The organism is Saccharibacillus deserti (assembly GCF_013618475.1).
Taxonomy (GTDB): Bacteria; Bacillota; Bacilli; order Paenibacillales; family Paenibacillaceae; genus Saccharibacillus; species Saccharibacillus deserti.
In genome coordinates, this window is record NZ_JABJVN010000010.1 from 75,605 (window position 1) to 93,620 (window position 18,016).

General features: G+C 57.2%; 18 protein-coding genes. 3 read left to right on the forward strand and 15 right to left on the reverse strand.

The window, feature by feature from the left end; all coding sequences use genetic code 11:
- Positions 1-83 precede the first annotated feature (83 nt).
- Together HOP44_RS20315 and HOP44_RS20320 are read right to left on the reverse strand one after the other, a co-directional pair.
- Positions 84-752 (reverse strand): response regulator, encoded by a 669-nt coding sequence (locus HOP44_RS20315; RefSeq protein WP_172256800.1) that lies wholly within the window; start codon positions 750-752, stop codon positions 84-86.
- A complete protein-coding gene (locus HOP44_RS20320) occupies positions 749-1,768 on the reverse strand; it encodes a sensor histidine kinase (RefSeq protein WP_172256802.1) in 1,020 nt (339 codons plus the stop codon). Before HOP44_RS20320 ends, HOP44_RS20315 begins: the two co-directional genes overlap by 4 nt.
- A 265-nt stretch (positions 1,769-2,033) precedes the next feature.
- Here HOP44_RS20320 and cls point away from each other — a divergent pair, with 265 nt between their 5' ends.
- The gene (gene cls, locus HOP44_RS20325) at positions 2,034-3,476 is read left to right on the forward strand and encodes a cardiolipin synthase (protein WP_216667677.1); all 1,443 of its coding nucleotides are present in this window, start codon (positions 2,034-2,036) and stop codon (positions 3,474-3,476) included.
- A 269-nt stretch (positions 3,477-3,745) separates the two neighbouring features.
- Here cls and HOP44_RS20330 read toward each other — a convergent pair whose 3' ends face one another.
- The 4 genes from HOP44_RS20330 to HOP44_RS20345 all read right to left on the reverse strand — a co-directional run bounded on the left by HOP44_RS20330 (position 3,746) and on the right by HOP44_RS20345 (position 7,912).
- On the reverse strand, positions 3,746-4,369 hold the full coding sequence (locus HOP44_RS20330) for a flavin reductase family protein (RefSeq protein ID WP_172256804.1): 624 nt from the start codon (positions 4,367-4,369) through the stop codon (positions 3,746-3,748).
- Positions 4,370-4,737: 368 nt separating this feature from the next.
- On the reverse strand, positions 4,738-5,625 hold the full coding sequence (locus HOP44_RS20335; RefSeq protein ID WP_172256806.1) for an aldo/keto reductase: 888 nt from the start codon (positions 5,623-5,625) through the stop codon (positions 4,738-4,740).
- Between the two features lie 203 nt (positions 5,626-5,828).
- On the reverse strand, positions 5,829-6,860 hold the full coding sequence (locus HOP44_RS20340; protein WP_172256808.1) for a FecCD family ABC transporter permease: 1,032 nt from the start codon (positions 6,858-6,860) through the stop codon (positions 5,829-5,831).
- Positions 6,860-7,912, reverse strand: a complete 1,053-nt coding sequence (locus HOP44_RS20345) for a FecCD family ABC transporter permease (protein ID WP_172256810.1) — start codon at positions 7,910-7,912, stop codon at positions 6,860-6,862. Before HOP44_RS20345 ends, HOP44_RS20340 begins: the two co-directional genes overlap by 1 nt.
- Before the next feature lie 396 nt (positions 7,913-8,308).
- Between HOP44_RS20345 and HOP44_RS20350 the strand changes: the two genes are divergently transcribed.
- Positions 8,309-8,500, forward strand: coding sequence for a hypothetical protein (locus HOP44_RS20350; RefSeq protein ID WP_172256812.1), 192 nt, complete (start codon positions 8,309-8,311; stop codon positions 8,498-8,500).
- 285 nt (positions 8,501-8,785) lie between these two features.
- Complete coding sequence (locus HOP44_RS20355) at positions 8,786-10,909, forward strand: methyl-accepting chemotaxis protein (RefSeq protein WP_172256814.1); 2,124 nt, start codon at positions 8,786-8,788, stop codon at positions 10,907-10,909.
- Here the strand turns inward: HOP44_RS20355 and HOP44_RS20360 are convergent.
- The 9 genes from HOP44_RS20360 to arsC all read right to left on the reverse strand — a co-directional run bounded on the left by HOP44_RS20360 (position 10,887) and on the right by arsC (position 17,976).
- Positions 10,887-11,840 (reverse strand): FIST signal transduction protein, encoded by a 954-nt coding sequence (locus HOP44_RS20360; RefSeq protein ID WP_172256816.1) that lies wholly within the window; start codon positions 11,838-11,840, stop codon positions 10,887-10,889. The two genes, HOP44_RS20355 and HOP44_RS20360, sit on opposite strands and share 23 nt — an antisense overlap.
- A 267-nt stretch (positions 11,841-12,107) precedes the next feature.
- Positions 12,108-12,383 carry an HPr family phosphocarrier protein gene (locus tag HOP44_RS20365; protein ID WP_172197513.1) on the reverse strand — a complete coding sequence of 92 codons (276 nt, stop codon included), beginning with the start codon at positions 12,381-12,383 and terminating at the stop codon, positions 12,108-12,110.
- A 249-nt stretch (positions 12,384-12,632) separates the two neighbouring features.
- Positions 12,633-13,469 carry a hypothetical protein gene (locus HOP44_RS20370; protein WP_172256818.1) on the reverse strand — a complete coding sequence of 279 codons (837 nt, stop codon included), beginning with the start codon at positions 13,467-13,469 and terminating at the stop codon, positions 12,633-12,635.
- Positions 13,462-14,958: an aminotransferase-like domain-containing protein gene (locus HOP44_RS20375; RefSeq protein WP_172256820.1), complete on the reverse strand. Its 1,497-nt coding sequence runs from the start codon at positions 14,956-14,958 to the stop codon at positions 13,462-13,464. Before HOP44_RS20375 ends, HOP44_RS20370 begins: the two co-directional genes overlap by 8 nt.
- A 137-nt stretch (positions 14,959-15,095) precedes the next feature.
- A complete protein-coding gene (locus HOP44_RS20380; protein WP_172256822.1) occupies positions 15,096-15,632 on the reverse strand; it encodes an arsinothricin resistance N-acetyltransferase ArsN1 family A in 537 nt (178 codons plus the stop codon).
- A 13-nt stretch (positions 15,633-15,645) separates the two neighbouring features.
- Complete coding sequence (locus HOP44_RS20385) at positions 15,646-16,416, reverse strand: arsenite methyltransferase (protein ID WP_172256824.1); 771 nt, start codon at positions 16,414-16,416, stop codon at positions 15,646-15,648.
- A gap of 44 nt (positions 16,417-16,460) precedes the next feature.
- On the reverse strand, positions 16,461-16,928 hold the full coding sequence (locus HOP44_RS20390; protein ID WP_172256826.1) for a MarR family winged helix-turn-helix transcriptional regulator: 468 nt from the start codon (positions 16,926-16,928) through the stop codon (positions 16,461-16,463).
- A 166-nt stretch (positions 16,929-17,094) separates the two neighbouring features.
- Positions 17,095-17,538 carry a protein-tyrosine phosphatase family protein gene (locus HOP44_RS20395; protein WP_172256828.1) on the reverse strand — a complete coding sequence of 148 codons (444 nt, stop codon included), beginning with the start codon at positions 17,536-17,538 and terminating at the stop codon, positions 17,095-17,097.
- Positions 17,539-17,556: 18 nt separating this feature from the next.
- Complete coding sequence (gene arsC, locus HOP44_RS20400; protein ID WP_172256830.1) at positions 17,557-17,976, reverse strand: arsenate reductase (thioredoxin); 420 nt, start codon at positions 17,974-17,976, stop codon at positions 17,557-17,559.
- Positions 17,977-18,016: the final 40 nt, after the last annotated feature.

The window sequence follows — 18,016 nt, forward strand, 5'->3', positions numbered from 1 at the left end:
TTTCCCTAAAGCTTTGGGTACAACGTTCTTCCGCGTGCCTGGCAGGCAGTTGCCTGCGTATCCGCTCCGATCGGCCGCAGCGGTCATCGCTCGCCGCCGAATCCGTCACGGCCGACCCAGCCTTTTTCCATGGCGTACCGGGTCAGCTGCACGCGGTTTTGCAGTTGGAGTTTTTGCAAAATATTTTTCAGATGATTCTTGACCGTATGTTCGGAAATGCCCAGATTCTCGGCCGCTTCGCGATTGGTCAGCCCCGAGGCCACCTGCCGGAGAATGTCCCGTTCCCGCGCCGTCAGCGTATCCCCGCTTTGCTCCGGCTCGGCGGCCGGCACCGAAAATTCTTTGAGAATCTGGAAAGCCAATTCCCGGCTCAGCGGCGCTTCTTCGCTGACGATCGCCTGGAGGTATTCGATCCATGTGGACGGAGCCAGATTCTTGAGCAGATAGCCCTGCGCACCTTGTTTCAGCGCTTCCAGCAGATAAGCAATATCGTCCGAGACGGTAATCATCACGATCTTGACGTACGGATAAGCCATCTTGATCCGTCCCGTCGCTTCCAATCCGCCCATCCCGTTCATGCGGATATCCATCAGAATCAGGTCGGGCATCCACTGTTCGGTAAACGCGATCGCTTCCGCTCCGTCCGAAACGACGCCGACCACCTCGAAAGATGGATCAAGCGACAAAATATCGCAAATGGCTTCCTGGGCATGCTTGTGGTCGTCCACGACCAATACGCGGCATCGATTCACAGCAGCTCCTCCTCTCTGCGGAGCCGGACCGAAGTCCGTCCTTCCCGCCGGTCCAATTTGAAGGTCCAGCCCATCTGCTCCGCCCGGTCGGCCATGATCTTCAGCCCGTAACGGCCGGGCGAGGCCAGCGGATCGCCTTCGAACCCGCGGCCGTCATCCGCGATCTCGACCGTCCAGCCGGAATGACTGCCCCGGCCGGTCACTTCCGCCCTTGTGGCATGCGCATGCTTGCGCACATTGATGACCGCTTCGCGGATACACGCCAGCAGCTCCGCTTTCTCGCGGCTGGCCAGCGCATCGTCCGGCAGGCTCCATTCGACCCGTACGTCGATCATCGCCTCATCGGCCAGCCGGCCGACGCGCGCGGCCATCGACTCCGCGGCGGCACCGGCGGCGGCACCGGCGGCGGCACCGGCAGCGGCCTCGCCGGCCGCCTCCGCCCCGCGCTTCGGCAAGGCGTCCGGCCGCGGCGCTTGGCGGCGCGGCTGTGCGCCGCCGGACCCCGGGCCCGAAGTTTCGCCGCCCAAGGCGCCCTGACCGACGGAAACGGCTATGCCGCCCGTATTCCCGGACGCGCCTTGGGGCAGCGGCTCTCTGAGGTTCGCCAGCGCCTGGCGAACATACCGGTCCACCTCGTGGACCGTCCGGCGCACCGTCCCCAGCTCGTCGCCGAGCCCCGCCGCGCCTGCGCTTCTCTCCATCCGGTCCAGCTTGACCGATAACAGAAACAGGGACTGCGCGATCCCGTCGTGCAGCTCGCGGGCCAGCTCTTCGCGCGCTTCCAGATTCGCTTTGATTCCGCGTGCCTGCGCAAGCTCGCTTTGCATCCGTTCCAGCATGGCGAACAGCCGGCGCAGCAGCGTGACGCTGACCAGAAAGACCAGCACCGGCGTCAGCAGGTTCCCGGCGTCCATCGACAGGACCGGCATCAGAAATTGGTGTCTCACATACTCCCACAACCCGACCACGACGGTCGGAAGAAACAAAATCAGCCATTTAATCTGCGTATAACTCATGCTCTCCTGCCTTCCCCATTTTCGCGGCGCGGCTTTTCCATTAAATTTTAACCAAAAATCCGTACCGGTATATGGCCCGTTCGGGCTACGTTTGACGTTTTTTCGACTTTTCCTTTGTTCGGAGTGCCGCAATTGTTCACTTATTGATCACAATCAGGTAAACTGAGCTACGGCACACCTAATTTCTTCTTTTATAAATGAAGCCCGGCTCTGCCGGATGCTCATTTGAACTCTCATTCGAAAGCGGAGGTTGCGTCAATTGGAATTGTACTGGTTTGGTCAAGCCCCATGGTTTTTGCTTGTGCTGAATTTATTGTTGGCACTCACTGTCGTTTTTCTGGAACGGCGCGATATCGGGGTGACCTGGGCCTGGTTGATGGTTCTGTTTTTCCTGCCGATCGTCGGATTCGTGCTGTACCTGTTCTTCGGACAAAATCTCAGCCGCGTCAAGCGTTATCAGTTCCGGGAACAGGAGAAGATTCTGCTGCCCGGCATCTCCGTCCAGCGCCAGCAGCTGCTCGACGAAGAACTGCAATTCAACGATCCCCGCACGGCCCGCTACCGCGAGCTGCTGCACATGAACATGGTCGGCGACTTTTCCTTGTACACGCAGGACAACGACGTTACCGTCTATGCGGACGGTACCGAGAAATTCGACGCGCTGCTCGCGGATATCGCCGGAGCGGAGCAGTACATTCACGTTCAGTATTACATTTGGCAGGATGACCGTCTCGGACGCCGCCTGATCGACGCGCTGACCGAGAAAGCCAAACAAGGCGTCGAAGTCCGCGTCCTGTACGATGCCTGGGGCAGCAAGAAGATCGGACGGCGCTTCCTCCATAACTTCCGCGAAGCGGGCGGCATGGCGGCTCCCTTTTTCCCGTCGCGCATTCCGCTGATCAACTTCAAGATGAATTACCGCAATCACCGCAAATTGGTCATCATCGACGGTTCCTGCGGATATATCGGCGGCTTCAATGTCGGCGACGAATATCTCGGCGAGGTTAAGAAGTTCGGCTACTGGCGCGATACGCATCTGCGGATCGAAGGCACGGCGCTGATCCAGATGCATGCGATCTTCCTGCACGACTGGAGCTTGTCCGTTCGGCAGAAGCTGCCCGAGAACGTGTTTCTTGCGGTCAGCCGCCCGTTCGAAGGCAAAGTCGGCGCGCAGATCGTCTCAAGCGGCCCCGACCAGAGCCGGGAAACGATCAAGCTCGCCTATATCAAAATGATGGACGAAGCGCGCGAGACGATCATGATCCAGACGCCGTATTTCATCCCCGACGAGAGCATGATGACCGCGCTAAAGATGGCGATCCTGTCCGGCGTCGAAGTCCATCTGATGATTCCCAAAGTGCCCGATCACAAGATGGTCTACTGGGCGTCGTATTCGTATCTCGGCGAGCTGCTGGATCTTGGAGTCAACTGTTATCTGTACAAAAAAGGATTCCTGCACGCCAAAACGATGGTCGTCGACGGCCGCCTCGCGTCGGTCGGCACCGCCAATATGGATATCCGCAGCTACAAGCTGAACTTCGAGGTCAACGCGATCCTGTACGATTCCGGCAAAGCCGGCGAGCTGGAAAAGCTGTTCCGCGCCGATATGGAAGACAGCGAAGTGCTGACGGTCGAACAGTACAAGCTGCGTCCTCTGCTGCGCAAAGCGCTGGAGTCGTTCACGCGGCTGCTCTCGCCGATTCTGTAACCGGTTCAAGCCCTCTTTTATCCGTCAAAAAAATCCGCTGTCTTTCGCCACTGTGGCGATTGCAGCGGATTTTTCGTAAGCGGAAGCGGTTATCCAGCCAATTCCGGTCTCGGCCGGAACCGGCTCGCCCAGCGCGGGCAGGTACGGCACTTTCCGATTGCAGGGCGGCGCTGCGTTCATTGCGCTCCGGAACGATTCTCCGGGCGCTCCGAGACGCGCCCACGCGCAGACGGCAGACCTGAACGGGCCGGACCGCTGCGTTTCTGCGTTTAGGTCGGCCGTTCGATCTTGAACAGCCGGCCGAGCTCCGCGTATTCGCTTCCGGCCAGCCGGGCGACCGGACGAAGTTTCTCGGTCAGCACATAGCCGTGCTCCTCGTCGTAGATCGACTCGTCGAGACGGAAACGCAGAATGCGCGCGATCAATAGATCATGCGTGACGCGTCCGTCGTCGGCTTTGATCGGCAGATGGGATTCCAGGCGGCATTCCAGCCGGACTTTGGCTTCGGCGATACCCGGCACCGACACGGCGGCGCTGTCGACAAGCGTCAGAGACGTCAAGTCGATCTCGCTCTCGCCGGGCGGCAGGATTGCCGCGGTCTTGTTCATCTCTACGACCAGATTCTCGTCGCAAATATGTACGACCAGTTCGCCGGTATCCGTCACATTGCGCGCCGTGTCTTTCATATCGCCGTCCGGACGCCGGGCGACGGAGAAAGCGACAAGCGGCGGATCCGAACTTACCATATTGAAATAGCTGAACGGCGCCGCATTGACGATGCCCTGCTCGGCGGATCGCGAAGTGACCCAGGCAATCGGACGCGGCACGATCGTACCGGTCATCAATTTATAGACAAGCTTGCTGCCCAGATCCTGCGGATCAAGATTGTACATGGAAAAGCTCCTTCCGGATCGGCGGTCGAACGGCACCCGGGGTTCGCCGACGCGCATTTTTCAATACCTACACAACCATAAAGGTTCCGAAGTCGGAACCGACTCTTCCATTGTAAACGTACGGACCGATTTTGTCAGGCTTTGAGAAACCGCGCAGCCGTCAACGGGTCCCAAGGCTCGACTCCGCGTCCAGCACCAAGTCGGCGCGGATATGGGTTTGAATTTGTTGGATCCTACTCCATCCCTTTCCTTCTTGAATCGTTTTCGAAAAAAACGGCCCCCGCGCCTCAAATCATCGCGGGAACCGTCCTGTACATACTTTACACCACTACTGCGAAAAAGTCATGCCGCTTTTACGCGGAAAATTTTTACAGCTCGATTTGTGCCGCACGTGCGTTCGATTCGACCTGTTCCACGCTTTTGCAGCCAGGAATCACGCAGCTGACCGCCGGGTTCTTCAAGCACCAGGCCAAAGCCCACTCGGCCATGCCTACGCCTTCCGGCACTTCGCTGCGGCGAATCTCTTCCACGAGTTTCAACTTCTCGTCGACTTCCGCCCGTTCGCGGCCTTTGCGGACATTGTCTTCGAATACGGCGCCCGGCTTGTATTTGCCGCTCAGGAAACCGCTCGCCAGCGGTACGCGTGCCAATACGCCCAGATCCTGACGTTCGCAGGACGGGAAGACGCGCTCTTCCGGCACGCGGTCGATCCGGTTGTAGACGACCTGAATCGCTTTGGCGTTTACTTGCGCCGCTTTGTCCGTCTGGTAGAGATTGTCGTTGCTGCCGATCGAAATGCCCAGGTTGCGGATTTTGCCGGCCTGCACCTGCTTATCCAGCATGGTCCACAGCTCGTCGTTGTCGAACACGTCGTCCGAACCGGAATGGAATTGATACAGATCGATATAATCGGTGCGAAGCGATTTGAGCGATTCTTCCAGCTGGGTACGGATCTGGTCCGTATCCCAGGCATTCGTCCAGTGGTCGTGCCATTGATGGCCGAATTTGCTGGCAACGATCCAGTCTTCCCGTCTGCCGCGCGACAGATAATCCCCGATCAGACTTTCCGAGAGATGATGCGGTCCGTAGCACTCCGCCGTATCGATCAGGTTGATTCCAAGCTCCTGCGCCCGGTTCAATATGGCATCGACGTCTTTTTGTGCGTAATCCTGTCCCCAATCTCCTCCGAACTGCCAGGTGCCCACGCCTACCACGGACACGTTCAATTCGGTGCTGCCCAATCTTCTGTATTTCATTTCCACTCACCTCTTCATGATGTTTTCCGGACGCTTCGCGTCCCGCACAGCCGGCATGGATTCTGTTTTCCGGATAGCGCTTCCATGATAGGGGATCGGCGGACTTTTTTCAATCCCCTATCATGGGAAATCATCGCTGTCCTATGCAAAAACCGCCTTCCCGATCGGGAAGGCGTCGCAGAACCGGAAGAAACAGCCGGTGTTCAGACTTTGGTCTTGGCAAGCAGATACAGAAAGTACGGAGCGCCGATTACGGCTACGACGACGCCGGTCGGGATATCGGTTGGCTGAAGAATCCAGCGGCCCAGCGTATCGGCGACCAGAACCAGCAGGGCGCCGGCCAGCGCCGACACGGGCAGCAGAATCTGATGTTTCGGCCCGACGAGCCTGCGTCCCAAATGGGGACCGATCAGACCGACGAAGCCGATGCCTCCGCTGACCGCAACGCATGCCCCGGCCAGACCGACGGCAGCGGCCAGCAGCAGCAGGCGTTCGCGTTCGATCGCCGTACCAAGTCCGGTCGCCGTCTGATCGCCCATGTTCAGCACGTTCATGACTTTCGCTTTGTAGAACACGAAAGGCAGGAACAGGATCAGCCACGGCAGCAGAGCCACGACGAACTTCCAGCTGGTTCCCCAGATCCGTCCGGCCAGCCAGGAAGCGACGAACTGGTATTCTTCGGGATTAAGACGGAGCGTCAGCACGATCATCGCCGCGCTGATGCCCGCCGCTACCCCGATTCCGACCAGCAGCATCCGGGTCGGGATAAGTCCTTCGCCTTTTTTGTAGGAGAGAACATAGATCAATACGGCCGTGGCGCCGGCTCCGACCAGAGCGAGTACCGGCAGCAGGAACACCGAACCGCTGGCCGTCGACGAGAAGAACGAAACATAGAGCATCACCATCAGTCCCGCTCCGGCATTGACGCCGAGAATACCGGGATCGGCCAGCGCGTTGCGCGACAGACCCTGCATGACGCAGCCGGACACGGCAAGGCCCGCTCCGATCAGGATCGAGATGACGATACGCGGCAGGCGGAATTCGAACAGAATCAAATGCTGCTGCGCCGTCCCCCGACCAAACAGTGTCCGGATCACCTCAAGCGGCGACAGCCGGATAAAGCCCGTGTTCATGCTGACGACAAAAGCGGCGATAATCAATACGATAAAGATTGCGATAACCAGGATTCCCCGACTGCGCTTGCGGCGTTCGGCCTGATGAATCATTGATTCCATTACAGGCTCCTCCTTTCTTTGACAGCCAGATAGAGGAAGAACGGAACCCCGATCAGAGCTACCAGGGCGCCGATCGGCGTCTCCTGCGGCGGATTGATCATCCGCGCCGCCAGATCGGCGAATACGATCAGCAGACTGCCAAGCACAGCCGAACACGGAATGATCCAGCGGTAATCGACGCCGACCAGCTTCCGGGTCAAATGCGGAATAATCAGGCCGACGAAGCCGACCGATCCGACGACGGACACGGCCGTTCCGGCCAGTACAAGCACGATCAACACGCCCAGCAGCCGGACGAAGCCGGTGCGCTGTCCGAGGCCGGTTGCGATATCGTCCCCCAGACTGAGCAGGGTAATCGAACGCGACAGCGCGATCGAACCGAGCAGGGCGATCACGACGACCGGAAGAATAATCTGGATCTGCACCCACTGGGTGCCGGCGACGCCGCCCGCATACCAGAAAGCCAGATCCTGACCGATCTTGAAATACAGCGCCACCCCTTCGCTCAGTGCGGTGAACAAAGCGCTGACCGCGGCTCCCGCCAGCACCAGGCGGATCGGCGTCAGGCCGCCTTTGGAACGCGAACCGATCCCGTAGACGATACCGACTCCCGCGCCGGCTCCGACAAACGAATACAGCATGAGGCCGAGAAACGAAAGACCCGGAGCAAAAGCAAAACACAAAGCCAGAGCAAAGCTGGCTCCCGCATTGAGTCCGAGCAGCCCGGTATCGGCAAGCGGATTGCGGGTCATCCCCTGCATAATCGCGCCTGCGACGGCAAAGGCCGCGCCCACGATCGCCGCTCCGATCACCCGGGGCATACGCAGCTCGCGGATGATCTGATGCTCGGTCAATTCGGGATTGAAATGAAAGACCGCTTTCCAGACGTCGGGCAGCGCGATATCTTTGGCTCCGACCGCCACGGCAAGCGCCATCCCCAGGGCAAGCAGGATAATCCCGCCGATCAAAATAAGCGAAGCGGCCAGCGGCCGCGAGCGGACCTTGACCTTGTGTACGGTCTGCGGATCTTTAGGCAGGGCGGACGGTTTCATCGTTCTGCGTCCCCCTTGCGCCTGTTTGAAATTGTTTCACAACATCACCCTTCTTCCGAATGAACACCTGTGCCGGGCTCGCCCGTGTGGACATTCTTTCTGTATGTTTGGACAAACGCGGCAAATCCAAGCTCCCGCTTCGCATGGACAACCCTTATGTAGATCGGCAGATCGCTTAAACGTTTCACGGCTCGCGCCTGCCTATACCGCAGTCAGCGGCGGACCTCACAATTGAGATTCATTATCATTCCCAGTATACCAGTCCTCAAATCTGACGTCTATCGAATTTCTTTTTTCCATATTGGATCCGAGTTGTCCGCAATATGATTGGATACTTGAAAACGTGGGTAATGTAAGGTATTAGCATGTATTCTGAATCGCAAGGGGGCCTACACCGTGGCAGCTCATGAGATCAAAAAGGCCGTATCCAAAGAAGAATTCCTTCGTCTGCATCTAGTGAGTGGAGAATTTTACACCGGCTCCTGTTCTCCCGACCTAACAAACAAAAGTTTTTTTAAAATCGATACTTCAGACCGCGTCGTCTCGCTGCCTTATTGGGCGGTTAAACGTTTCGAGCGTCTTCATTAAGCTTTTTTAATAGCAGCCTCCTGTTTGCTCCCTACGATTCCCATACAGACTCCGTCGACGTTTTATGCGCCGACGGAGTCTTTTTGCGTCGCTTCTTTGGACTGATCCTCGCGCCTTCTCTGGCACAAAGCCTTCAAAAAGATAAATTTTTTCGTATCTTCCCTGTATAAAGCACACGATTTCCCGGCTTTTTCCGATATAACGATTATAAAAAGCGGTTGTAACTACCCGCTGCATACCGGTCGTTCCGCCCAGCGGAGCGGGACTGTCAGAGGAGGATTTCTCATGTTCGCCAAACTGCTTTACCCTTTTGCTTTTATTTTGTCGCGATTGAAATACGCCCAGAAATTTATTCTGATCAGCATTCTGTTCGCCGCACCGCTTGCCCTGCTGTTCGTACTCTGGTTTTCCGGCATCCAGGAAAAGATTCATACGACCGACTTGGAAAAGAAAGGATTGGTGCAGGTCGAAGCCGTTTTCCCGTTCATTTTGTCGCTGCAGCAGCACCGCGGACAAGCCAACGCCCTCCTGAACGGAGGAGGCGCGGACAACCGGAGCAAGCTTGATGCCATTGCTGACCAGGCAAATACGAACGCCGAGCAGATCGGCCAGGCGGCAGTCGAATCCGGATTGACCGGAGCGGCAGCCGAATGGCCGCTGATTGCCGCCGAATGGAAATCGCTGCAGGCGGAGGCCGCTTCTCTCTCCGCGACCGACAGTTTCGCCCGTCACAGTGAGCTGGTGACGCGCATGCTCGATTTCGTCGTCGAAAGCGCGGATGAATCGGGACTGTCGCTCGATACGGAAATCGATTCTTTTTACCTGATGGATATGATCGTCAAACGGCTGCCGAACTTGATCGAGAATACGGCCCAAATCCGCGGCACCGGCAACGGGATGCTGACCAAACATCAGGCGCAGCCCGAAGCGCTGACCGGCGTCGCCGTGAAGAAAGCCCAGGCGGAAAGCGAACTGAAAGAACTCAACAAATCGCTTGGAACCTTTACCGAATTGAATCCGGAAGCCGGCGCACAGATCCAGGGACCGGGGCAAACGGCTGCGGACTCGATCGAAAGTTTTCTTGCGCTGGCCGACCAGCAGCTGTTCGACGACAAGACGCTGTCTTCGGAACCTGCCGCTTTCTTCTCGGCCGGCACTTCCACGGTCGAAGAATCCTATGCGTTGTTCCAGCAGGCCGCCGATACGCTGGCTTTGCTGCTGGACCAACGTATCGAACGCCTTGAATCCGGACGAAACCTGGTTACGGCCCTTATGGCAGCGGCCCTTCTGCTTGTTCTGCTGTTCTACATGGCCTTCTACCGGAGCGTAAACAGTGCCGTTCGCCTGCTGGGCGCGCGTTCATCGGATATGGCCAACGGCGACTTGTCGCAGACTATTGCGATCGATAGCCGCGACGAACTCGGTCAGGTCGGCGACTCGTTCAACCGTATGATCGCAGCCTTGAACAAGACCCTGCGCGGAAGCCAGGAAGCGTCGCATCTGTCCGCAGCGTCTTCGCAGCAGCTCAGCGAAGTCTCGCGCGAATCTTCGCTGGCGATGCGCCAGGTAGCCGCGGCGGTACAATCCGTAGCCGAAGGTTCCGAGACGCAGCGCCGCATGACCGAAGACACGGCGCTGGCCATGAACGAAATGGCGATCGGCATTACGAAAATCGCCGAATCATCGGCCTCCGTTGCGGAATCCGCCGCCGAGACGGCGCAGCGGGCCGAAGTGGGCGACCGCGAATTGTCCGCCGCTGTCGGGCAGATGCGCAGCATCCGCGAATCGGTCAGCCAATCGGCGGACAGCGTCTCGCTGCTGAACGAGCATTCGCAGCAGATCGACGAGATCGTCTCTTCGATCAAAGCGATTGCCCGTCAGACGCAGCTGCTGTCGCTCAATGCCAATATCGAAGCGGCACGAGCCGGCGAACACGGCCGGGGCTTCGCGGTCGTCGCTTCCGAAGTCGGCAAACTCGCGGAACAGACGCAGTCTTCCGTCGAGACCATCTCGCTTCGGATCGGCGATATCCGCAGCCTGATCGGCCAGACGGTCGGGTTGATGAAGCGCACCGATTCGGAAACGGCCCAAGGGATGGACTCCATCGACCGCGCCAGCAGCGCGATCGGAGAGATCGGTCATTCCGCCCGGATCGTCAACGACCAGATTCAGGAAATTTCCGCGGCTTCCCAGCAAATTTCCGCGGGCGTCGAAGAAGTGACGGCTTCGGTCTCCGAGGTGGCGCGCGTTGCGCTCCATTCTTCCGAGGAGTCCCAAACGATGGCTGCGGCTTCGCAGCAGCAGTTGGCCGCGCTGGAAGAGATCGGCAGCGCCGCCGGCGGTCTGAGCGATATGGCCGCCGGGCTGCAGCAGAATCTGGGATTCTTCAAGCTCTCGGACGCCCAATAAAATCATATTTCTTATCAAAAAGGCTTCCGGTTCTTATCCCCGGAAGCCTTTTTTTGCCCGATTTGCACCTGCACGCTCCGCGAATCGGGTTCAATATTCGATGACACGGTTGCGGCCGCTTCGCTACCGGAACCCTGGCCAGGATTTGGTCCGCCCGTTTAATCATCAGCGGAAACTCGAGCATGTTTTTGAAAAAATGTTCGTCGTTGCGAATGCCCAAATATTTCTCGTACACTTCCGCGGCGGGAACGCCGTCCAGCGTCTTGATCCAGGTCGGTCCGCCCGTCTCGGTTACGGTCATATCCCGGCTCAGCGGTTCCCAGCCCAGATAATCGCGGGCCTGGATCTTCAGTTCTTCCCCACGGAAGACGACAGCCGCCGCTCCGTCGCGGTACAACTGTCCTCCGGCCAGGACAGGAGACGATTCCGTACCGTATTCGTACGAAGCGGCTCCCGCTCCGAAGACCGGTACTTCGGGCAGCAGCCCCCGCATCCCTCTGAGCAGTCCAGCCCCGTCCATGCGCTGTGTCGTCGCATACAGCAGAATGCCTCTAACCTCGGGCTCTTGCGCTTCTTCCTGCAGGAGAGCGGCCAATCTTCGGCCGCTCTCTTCTTCTTCTCCCCGCAAACAGCCCAAAGAAAACAGCTGCAGCTTCGAGGTATCGAAAAAAGAAAAAATAACGACGATCCGGTTGCGCAGAAATTCGCCTTTGGCGATTTCTCCCGCCGTGGTCACTCCCGTAACGACAGCCTTCGGAAACCGCTGCACAATAGGTTCATAGAGCGCCGCAGCGCTTCGCAGCAGCCGGGAAGACGTCAAGAACTGGATCAAGACGGAACGGCTGGCCTGCGCACGGGCATGCAGTTCGGGATCTTGCAGGCAGGCATCAAACTCTTCAATGCCGCCAAAATCGAACGAAATTTGAAACATGGTGATTGAACTCCTCCCGGATCGGTCCGTCTCGCCAATATGACGGCCGTTCTGCTATAAGCCAATATCGGCATTTTCGGCGGCGTTTGTTATGCGCGGTACGCAAAGGCAGGGAAAGCGGACGCAAAAACCCGGCGCCCTTTGCGGAGCGTCGGGTTCTCGATTCATCCCGAAGTTGGCCCGGCAGACCGGATTGCCGCTGTGCCAACGCCAAACTGCGCCTGCCGGATAACGATCCGGGATCCTTCGGCGCTTCGCGGTTCTCTTTTAATGGGGAGCACAACCGTGATGTTGAAACAAGCCGCACATATATTCCAGCGCTTCCAATTCGTCTTGTCCGCGTGCGCTGATCCGTACCGTGCTGCCGCTGTGAATCGGAAGCAGCATCATACCGAGCAGACTTTTGACATCGACAATGCGCTGGTTGTTCTCGTCTCCGAAAGTAAGCTTGATATCCGAAGCGAACTGGGAAGCCTGCGAAGAAATTTGCAGCAGTTCGTCGCGATCGAAGTCTGTTTTGATCATAAATTCATGCACTCTCATAGATGGGTTCCCTCTTTTCCGTGATAACCTGATAACGCTTCCAAATTTTAGGGCAAGACAGTCCGATCCGGTCAGGAATCAGACTGCTCCCTCTTCTTCTATATCGGTTTGTTGAAGCCGAAATTTAATGCAGGACCGGAGACGGCGGGCGAGGTTCTGTCCAAGCGGTTTATTGAATGTTTATCCACTTTGTCCCCGCTTGAAACGACAGCAAAAAGACCGGGGTACAAGCCCCCGATCCGGATCCGTTCAGCCGGGCGTATCCGCCGATTCTTCTTCGGCCGGCGCGGTTCCAAGCGTAACTCTCCCTGTCCAAATACGGCTGCTTCCTTCCGGGTCTCGGAATTCGAGACTTGCCGATCCCGCCTGTCCGGCTTCGGCTTCGCCGTACCGGTAGCCGATTCGCTGACCGTCTTCATCGATGAAAAACCCTTCCGTCTCGGCTTCGCCCGCGATCACCGCATCTTGGTAAGTCGCCGTTACGCGCTTCGTTTCGACTGCGGATTCGGCTGGAGGTGGGTCTGCCGGCACTTCTTGCGCAGACGCTCCCGACGGAAGAACCTCTTCCGCAGCGGCATCGGGTTCCCAGGTCAAACCGGCAAGCGAATAACCGGACGGCAGACGCTGCAGATCGAACCGGACGGTACGTTCGGTATCGTCGCGCGTCACCACGATTTCGATCCGGTCCGCAGCCGGTTCGTCATCCGCCGCATTCGAAGCGGGCTCTGCCTGCTTCGAATCGGTCGATTCGCCGTTCTCTTCATCCGCCGCTTCTTCTGCGGACGAAGCGGCGGATGACTCTTCCGTCTTCGTATCCGAGGCTTCGCCTTCCGGCGAAGCCTCGGGCTGTCCGGCGGACGACGCTTGCTGCTTGCTCTGCGCAGCGGTATCGGCCATTTCGTCCGCCTGCGGGCCGAACCGAATACAGCCTCCGAGCAGCAGGATGCAGCCCAGCATTACCGCTGCCGCGCCCCACTTGAGCAGCCGGGCTTCGCCTGGCCGCGGACGCGAATCTTTTTGCTGCACATAAGGGAGAGCCGGCTTTGCTGCCGGATTCTCCGCTTGCTGCCGTTTCCGTTTATCCATGCGTATTTCCTTCCTTTCCCGGCAGCCGCCCGGCTGCGGCAGCTGCCGCGTGCTCTTGCACGACAAGCCCGATCGTCTTAAGCCCTTCCTCGATCCGGTCTTCCGGAACGCGGGAGAAGCCGATTCGCAGCGTATTCCGGCCTTTGCCGTCTGTAAAAAAGATATCTCCGGGCGTAAACACGACTCCGCGTATTCGGCAGTCCGCAAGCACCGCACGGGCATCCAACCGGTCCTCCAATTCGACGAAGACATGCAACCCCCCTTCTCCGCTCATCCGTTTCATCGGAATGTAGTCCCGGCAGCCGCGAACCGCAAGTTCATACTTGCGCTTGTATTCGGTTCGCGCCCGTTTGAGATAACGCTCGAAGTTCCCGTTATGCAGGTATTGAAACAGAACGGCCTGATCGATCGTCGACGTATGAATGGTTCTGGCGCGTTTCAGACTTTCGAGATAGCCGATCAATCCGCGATCCGCCATGATCCATCCGACCCGGAGCCCGGGGAACAGAATTTTCGAGAAACTGCCGATATAGGCGACCGAATTCCCGGTTCCGGCGCAGGCGATCAGGGGCGCGGCATGGGCACCGGAATAGCGCAGCTCTTCGTTGAAGCCGTCCTCCACGACCGGCACTTCGTGCTCGCCGAGCAGACGCAGCAGCTCCATCCGTTTCTCCGGCGAGGTAACGATTCCCGTCGGATTATGATAGGAGGGCGTCAGATAAGCCAGATCGAAGCCTCCTTCGTCAAGCGTCCGACGCAGTTCGTCCATATTCAGGCCGTCCTGCTCCAGCGTAACCCCAACCGGTTCGAAACCGTGCAGTTTCATCATTTTGATCGCCGTTTGATGGGTCGGGTTCTCGCACAGAATGCGTCCGCTGCGCCGCCGGATTGCCGTCAGCATTAGATCGAAGCCTTCCGTAAACCCGTTCGTAATCAGAATGTCTTTGTCTGCCGCCTCGACGCCTTTGCTGCGCATATAGTTCGTCAGATACTGTATCAGCGGCCGGTAGCCCTGGGCGTAGCCGTAATTCAGCAGCACGTCGCCTTCAAGCGAGATCCGGTCGAGAAAAGCGCGTTTGAACCCGTTGACGTCGAACAGCTTCTCGTCCGGGGCAATACTGGTGAACGCGATCATGCCTTTTTCCCATTTGATTCCGTGCTTCATCAGGTCGAGTTCTTCCGACAAAAAAGCCTGCGGACTGAGCCGGCTGTTCCAGTCGATCCTGCCCGGAGGTTCTTCCGAATGCAGCACGGCCCGGGAAACGAAATTCCCGCGCCCTTTGACCGCTTCGATCCAGCCGGTTCGCTCCAACGCTTCGTACGCGCTGATGACCGTCGTGCGGCTGACTCCCAGCAGTCCGGCCAATTCCCTCGTCGAAGGCAGCTTGTGGCGCAGAGGCATCAGCCCCTGCTCGATCAACGTCTCGATATAGCCTTTCAACTGCATATAAGCGGGACTCTCGCTATCCGCTTTGAAATCGTTAAACATACGCTCAACTCCTTGCCTTCTATCATTCCACAGATGGCGCCCAAAGAAAAGAACCGCAAAACCCGGGGTTTGCGGCAGGAGTGGACGTTTACCTTTCCAGATCGCGATACAAGTTCAATGGTCTGATCCCGGCGAGGTCAGATTCTTGCGTCTTCGCCTGATCCCAGCCTCTTTTCCATAATCATGACATCGATCTCCCGGCCGTCCTGCATGCCCTGTTTCTCAAACGTGCCGACGATCCGGTAGCCCGATTTGCGATATAAACGCTGTCCGGCTTCATTAAAAGGCAACGTGAACAAGACGATCTTGCGGAAATCCTGTCGTCGCGCCTGTTCTTCAAGAACCGACAGCAGCGGTGTGCCGACGCCGGTTCCCCGATGTTCACGCCCTACATAGATCGACAGATCGGCCACACCGTCGTATGCGCAGCGCTGCGAATACGGATTGAGCGCCGCCCAGCCGACAATCTCCCCGCGCCGCTCGGCAGCGAGCGCCAGGTAACGTCCCTGATGGTTGCCGAACCAGTCCTCGATATAGGAAAAGGGTTTGGCTTCCGTCTCCAGCGTCGCGATCCGATCTTCGATGCCTTGATTGTAAATGTGCAGCACCGCCTCCAGATCTTCTTCCCGAACAGGGCGGATCGACAGCGAATGTTCAGTGTGCAGACTCTTCATCTGACTTCCCTCCTTAGGGCTTCACGGCTTGAATAACGGCGGAAACGATATAATCGTCGATCCGTTCGCCCGGAATCCAGTCCCGGATAAAGCTCTTCGATTCTTCTTTGGGCTGGATCAAGATCTCGGAAAATCCGCTGCGCTCCAGCTGGCCCTGCAGTTCCGTGATCGAGGAAGCACCCGAAATGCATCCGCTGTACAAGTCCTGCCTATCATTCTTGATCTCGGGCGGAAGTTCCGCTGTCGTCACGATATCCGAGATGGCCAACCGTCCCCCGCTTCGGAGCACCCGATAAGCCTCGTCGAACACCTGCTGCTTGTCGGGAGACAAGTTGATGACACAGTTCGAGATAATCACATCGATCGTATCGTTGGCCACCGGCAGATGCTCGATCTCGCCCAACCGGAAATCAACGATATCATTCCGTGCTTTTTCCGCGTTATGACGGGCTTTGGAGATCATATCCGGCGTCATGTCTACCCCGATGACCCGCCCCGCCGTGCCTACCTGTCCGGCCGCCAGGAAGCAGTCGAATCCGCCACCGCTGCCCAGATCGAGCACCGTCTCCCCAGGCTTCAACTCCGCAATAGCCTGCGGATTGCCGCATCCCAAACCGAGATTGGCCCCGCTCGGAGCCGATTGTAACTCCTCGGTCGAATATCCCATTTTCGCAGAGACTTGATCGACCCCGCAGCAAGATTCCGGCCGAACCGTCCGAAGCGCGATCTGCCGGTAACGCCCCCGTACATTTTGACGAATGGTATCTTGATGGACTTCTGTCATGATTGAACACTCCTTTAAGAGGATTAATGATTCAAAAAGTTGTATTAATCAAGTTTAATCTTTGGTTCCGCAACGGGATGACAACAGCGATCGGACTTGGCCATGGCTTCGTTGAACAGATGGATCGAGGACATGACGGTCTCTTGCTCGAATGGAGTCAGATACGACAATACTTCCTCCAGATAGCTGTTCATTTGCTCGTCGATCGTACGGGCAACCTGTTGGCCTTCATCGGTCAACGACAACATGGATACCCGCCGATCGCGGGCATCCGGTGACTTTTCGATTAGCCCCATTTTGATCAAGGTCTGAATCTGCCTGCTAAACGTCGTAATATCCGTGCCGAGCGTATCCGCGACTTGCTGCATCGAAGGAGAGTTATGGCCGTCTATTTCGTATAAAATATGACTTTGCGCTGCCGATAGATCATGACCGCCCACGCTGCAGCATACCTTGTTCAACAATCCGAAGCGTCGCGTCATAATCTGGAACGGTTCTCTTTTGTTACCCATGCTTCTCACCTCTATTTCAGTATAGTTTTTTATTTGCACTTTGCAAGTTATATTTGAGAGATAATTTATGTCGATCCAAAAAAATAGATAATCGCTCTTCATCATGAAGAGCGATTATCTATAAAGCTTGCTTGAATGAATGGATACGTAATGCTGTAATCTCAAATCAGGCGTTCGGAAAAATACACTCAAGCGCTTCGCGCTGCGTGTCTTTGATGGAGATAACCGGACGAATATCTTTGGCCATCCGCTCGGCTTCGGCCAGCGTACTCGCTTTGCCCACAGCAAGCAGCGTTCCGATCGCAACGGCTCCTGTACGTCCTTTGCCGCCGCCGCAGTGGAACCCGATCTTTTTGCCCTGCTGGCTGCTGGCTACAACCTGATCGATCGCCTGTTTGAACACGTCTTCCTGCGTCGTACGTGCATGATCATCGAGTGCAATCCGAATCCATTCCACTTGACGGTCGGGGCTCTGATAGGCAATCTCTGTCGCTTCTTCGCGCAGATCGACAATGACCTCGCAATGCTCCTCGGTAATCATCTGCTCTACATCGGCTGCACCGCCCATGTAAATATTCGGTGCGATCAGCTGGTGATACGATTTTGTCATAACGAACTCCCTTCTCGGTTAGTTTCCGGTTTCCGCAAAAGTCTTAATCCGCTCGCCGATTTGGTCGCGGACCCGTTGGAACACGGCCCATTTTTCTTCATCCGTTCCCTGAGCTTTGGCCGGATCGTCGAAACCCCAATGTTCGCGGCGGATATGCGGCGGCGTAATCGGGCATTTGTCCGCGGCATCTCCGCACAGCGTGACGATAAAGTCGGCGTTGTTCAAGATCCCGGGATCGATAATGTCGGAAGTCTGACGGGAAATATCGAGTCCCACTTCGTTCATCGCTTTGACCGCGTTCGGATTCAGGCCGTGGGCTTCGATGCCCGCACTGAGCACGTTCCATTCTTCGCCCAGAATTTTTTTGCCCCAAGCTTCCGCCATCTGGCTTCTGCAGGAATTGCCGGTACAGAGAAAATACAGTGTTTTTTTAGCCATGATTAAAATCGCTCCTTGGTTCGGTTTAAACCGGATTTGA